This window comes from Dyella sp. (assembly GCF_035277725.1).
In the GTDB taxonomy this organism is placed as follows: domain Bacteria; phylum Pseudomonadota; class Gammaproteobacteria; order Xanthomonadales; family Rhodanobacteraceae; genus Dyella_B.
Map to the genome: position 1 here is coordinate 1 of NZ_DATEJY010000100.1, position 3,207 is coordinate 3,207.

At 60.9% G+C, this 3,207-nt stretch carries 5 protein-coding genes; 1 reads left to right on the forward strand and 4 read right to left on the reverse strand.

Annotation, left to right across the window (positions count from 1 at the left end):
• The 4 genes from VJR68_RS08980 to VJR68_RS08995 all read right to left on the reverse strand — a co-directional run.
• Nucleotides 1-321: hypothetical protein (locus VJR68_RS08980; RefSeq protein WP_414647757.1), on the reverse strand; the 321-nt coding region annotated here is incomplete at its 3' end.
• A 476-nt stretch (nucleotides 322-797) separates the two neighbouring features.
• Entirely contained in the window at nucleotides 798-1,409 is a 612-nt protein-coding gene (locus VJR68_RS08985; protein ID WP_324147337.1) for an HAD family hydrolase, read from the reverse strand.
• A 181-nt stretch (nucleotides 1,410-1,590) separates the two neighbouring features.
• Entirely contained in the window at nucleotides 1,591-1,995 is a 405-nt protein-coding gene (locus VJR68_RS08990) for a GFA family protein (protein WP_324147338.1), read from the reverse strand.
• 103 nt (nucleotides 1,996-2,098) lie between these two features.
• Nucleotides 2,099-2,974, reverse strand: a complete 876-nt coding sequence (locus VJR68_RS08995) for an aldo/keto reductase family oxidoreductase (protein ID WP_324147339.1) — start codon at nucleotides 2,972-2,974, stop codon at nucleotides 2,099-2,101.
• A gap of 122 nt (nucleotides 2,975-3,096) precedes the next feature.
• On the opposite strand from VJR68_RS08995, the gene VJR68_RS09000 reads away from it, so the two are divergent.
• On the forward strand, nucleotides 3,097-3,207 hold a 111-nt coding region (locus VJR68_RS09000), incomplete at its 3' end, for a helix-turn-helix domain-containing protein (RefSeq protein ID WP_414647758.1).

A 3,207-nucleotide genomic window follows, 5' to 3' on the forward strand; every position in this document is an offset into this window, starting at 1 on the left:
ACCACCGGTGAAGCGAACGTCATCGGTGACCTCCGGCCCGGCAAAATCCGGCGCGACAAACGACGCCATCGATTCCGATGATTTGAACTCTGCCTCGACCAAGAAAAGCCCGGCGAGTTCGTCCTGAAACTCATCGATGGCCATGCAGACATCAGGCATCTCTGGCAACCGGTGCCTGAGCTTGCGAATCCATTGGCCGGAAAGTGCGCTGGAAAGCAGCTGAAACTCCTCTTCCGACAAGTAGATGGAGGTAATCAACCGCGTGTGCGAATCGACATCGGCTTTCCGCGTCAGGCGAAAAATCGCCGGGCCGTCTAACAACGGCCTTGCCGCTCTGAGCCGAAGGCGGGCACCCGTTACGTAGAGATCCGCAATCCGAACGGATTGGAGATCAAGCCCCTGGGGAACCGCTTGACATAACCAGCGCCGCTCCCGCTCAATCCCCATATATGCGGGGTTATGAAAACCTAGGGATGCTCTGATCTATTCCACGTGCCCGGCATGACGTCCAGAAGGCCCGCAGGCCGTGCTGCGTGGCGCAGGGAAGACTGGCTGTCTTGGCAAGCCACGCGGCACGGCCTGCGGGCCTTCTGGACGTCACCCCATCATCAAATTTAAAACGTTGGGGCCGCACTGTATGCGCGCCTCGCTTCGCCACGCCGTCTAGACATACAACCAGTATGCCTTCGACGTCGCGGCAAACCGAGGCGCGCATACAGTGCGGTGACGGGTACGTGGAATAGATCAGAGCATCCCTAGCGAAGTCGCTAACCGACTATCCATACTCACGCTCTCTCTTAGGCGCTTGCCACCCGCGTCGATAATGGCTGCCACCGGTAATAAGGCTCATGCGCCAACGCCAACAACTCATGATCCTCGGGCGTGTCGCCATATGCGAACACACGCGAGAATTTGGAAAGCGGATAACGCTCTCGCACCAGGCGCGCCTTTTCATCGCGCACGCATTGGCGGCCAAGGTAGCGGCCGGTGAAGTGCCCGTTGCGTTGCTCGAGCGCGGAGCACAGCAACTCGATGTCGTGCTGTTGGCACCAATGGCTCAGGTATAAATCCAGGCCGCCCGAAACGACAACGACGGTATCGCCGCGCTGCTTGTGCCAGGCGATGCGTTTCATCGCTTCCGCACGCAGCGTGGCGGGCAGGACGTGCTGGGCGAAATGCTTGCCGTGCGCTTCCAGTTCATGCGTGGGAATGCGCCAGAAGCCCAGGCGGCAGATCAGCGCGCGCACCACGGTGCCGGAAACGATGCGCGCCTTGTAGCCGAACAAAAACGGCATGAGCAGCACGCTTCCCAGCCACTTGCGATGTGGGCGAACTGCCAGGCGCATGAAATGCGGCATGGTTTCCTTGTAAGTGATCGTTCCGTCGAAATCGAACAGGGCAAGATCCATTGCTGGCTCCAAGGTTTGAGCTGCAAATCTTGCATGGCGCGTGACATCTCGCAAGATCGCTCGTCATCCCGGTGACATGTGCGCGGATAGTGATGGCGGCAAGAGACGGTTCCCTCCCCTGCGATCGCAGGGGAGGGAACGCATTACGACTGGCATGAAGTGCGCGCCTCGAACATCGCGCTCAAACCGGATCCTTCTCATACCGAGCCACACTATCCGGCAACTGCACCCACGCATGCCGCCGGCACTCATACACCGAGTCCTGCGGCGGCGGGAAATGAGGATCGGCAAACGCACCGACCGCCACCATCACGTATTGATCGTTGCCTTCTTCGGTATGAAATACGTTGCTTCCGCAAACCGGACAGAAGCGAAAACGGAACTTCGCGCCTTGATCACCCGTGCGCACGAAGTCGGTGGCACGGCCGGTGACCGTGAAAGGCGCCGCAAAAGCCGCAAGCGCGGCAAAGACACTGCCGGTGCGCTGTTGGCAAGCCAGGCAGTGGCAAACGCCTGCGCCTAATGTTTCTCCTTGCACTTCGATGCTCAACTGCCCGCAATAGCAGGAGGCGGTTCTTCTTGACATGGCGATCCCCGGTGGCGGTGGCAAACCGTATGGATGGTACGCCTTCGAACGTCCGCCGCGTAGGCTGGGATGGCAATCCCAGCTTTCGTTACGCACCTTGCGATCAGTGCTCGCCTTGCTGGCGAATGGCATCAAGTTCCGCCAGAACATGTTCCGGCAGCTGCAATGCCGCAGCTTGCAGATTTTCGCGCAAGTGCTGCAGTGACGACGTACCAGGTATCAGCAGGATGTTGGGCGAGCGCTGCAGCAACCAGGCAAGCGCAACCTGCATGGGCGTGGCCTTCAGTTCCGCCGCCAGCTTGGAAAGCCCGGATGACTGGATCGGCGTAAAGCCGCCGAGCGGGAAGAACGGTACGTACGCAATGCCCTGTGCGGCCAACTCGTCGACCAGCGCATCGTCTGACCGCTGCACCAGGTTGTAGTGGTTCTGCACGCACACAATCTTGGCGATGCCTTGTGCTTCGCGAATCTGCGCGGCCGTGACATTGCTCAAGCCGATATGGCGAACCAATCCCTGCTGCTGAAGTGCGGCCAGCGCTTCGACCTGTTTGGCAATCGAGCCTTCGCTGGGCGCATGCACATTGCCCATGATGCGCATGTTGACGACATCCAGCGCATCCAATCCAAGGTTACGCAGGTTGTCATGCACGCCGCGCTTGATGTCTTCCGCCCCTTGCGCAGGCAGCCAGGAAGCATCGTCGCCGCGCACTGCGCCCACCTTGGTCACGATCAGCAAATCCTGCGGATAAGGATGCAGCGCTTCGCGGATGATCTGGTTGGTGACGTGCGGGCCGTAGAAGTCGCTGGTGTCGATGTGGTCGACGCCGGCGGCCACGGCTTCGCGCAGCACGGCGATGCAGGCCGCGCGGTCTTTCGGCGGTCCGAAGACGCCAGGGCCGGCCAGCTGCATCGCGCCGTAGCCCATCCGGTTCACGTGGCGGCCGGCGAAGGCATAGGTGGAAGCAAAGGGGATGGACATGGCGATCTCCGCAGGGGGTGAAGGTTGCCCATCACTATGGGGAAGCACCGCCTGTCCGATAATCGGGTTCAATGTGCACGGGTTGTGCGAGGAATTGAACAATGGCCGAGATCAATGACCTGATGGCCTTCGTTGCCGTGGTGCGCGGGGGCGGCTTCCGCGATGCGGCCCGGGTGAGCGGCGTCTCCGCCTCCGGCCTCAGCACGGCGGTGCGCCGGCTGGAGGCCAGGCTC

What these genes read in the sequence shown, in the direction of transcription:
- VJR68_RS08985 (WP_324147337.1), bottom strand. Translation starts at nt 1,409, where the DNA reads ATGGATCTTGCCCTGTTCGATTTCGACGGAACGATCACTTACAAGGAA.
- VJR68_RS08990 (WP_324147338.1), bottom strand. Translation starts at nt 1,995, where the DNA reads ATGTCAAGAAGAACCGCCTCCTGCTATTGCGGGCAGTTGAGCATCGAA.
- VJR68_RS08995 (WP_324147339.1), bottom strand. Translation starts at nt 2,974, where the DNA reads ATGTCCATCCCCTTTGCTTCCACCTATGCCTTCGCCGGCCGCCACGTG.